Source organism: Neisseria sp. P0021.S006 (genome assembly GCF_051956895.1).
Genome location: NZ_JBQCWZ010001055.1, coordinates 1 through 515, shown reverse-complemented (window position 1 = coordinate 515; position 515 = coordinate 1). Strand labels below are relative to the sequence as shown.

The window sequence follows — 515 nt, the reverse complement described above, 5'->3', positions numbered from 1 at the left end:
CCATCAATCGGCTGCGTGCCGCTTCATCAAAAGTCAGTATTTGCATTTTTGTTCCTTAAAATAAAATCGTATTATTGTTTTCAGACGGCCTGGGCATGGATACGCTGCCGCATTTGTTCAAACAGACAAACCGTTGCCGCCATCGCGACATTCAGAGATTCGGTTTGCCCCAACATGGGAATTTTGACACAGGCATCGGCCTTCTCTTTTACCGTTTCGCTCACGCCGCTGCCTTCGTTGCCAAACACCCAAGCGCAAGGTCGGCTGAGGTCCATTTCATACAAACCGATATTGCGCCCGCCCAAGGCGGTTGCCCAAATTTGATGCTGATACGTTTCCATCCAAGCGGATAATTCCACTCGGCTAAAAATAGACAGCAAAAAATGTGCACCCATCCCCGCTCGCAACACTTTAGGCGACCAGATATCCACGGAATCATTGCCGCACACGATTTGCCTGACTCCGGCTGCCGCCGCGCTGCGCAAAATCGTCCCTGCATTGCCGGGGTCTTGTAC

Annotated in this window: 1 protein-coding gene; it reads right to left on the bottom strand. The window is 51.3% G+C overall.

The window, feature by feature from the left end; translation table 11 throughout:
* Positions 1-80 precede the first annotated feature (80 nt).
* On the bottom strand, positions 81-515 hold a 435-nt coding region (locus ACTHUM_RS18690), incomplete at its 5' end, for a TrmH family RNA methyltransferase (protein ID WP_440403780.1).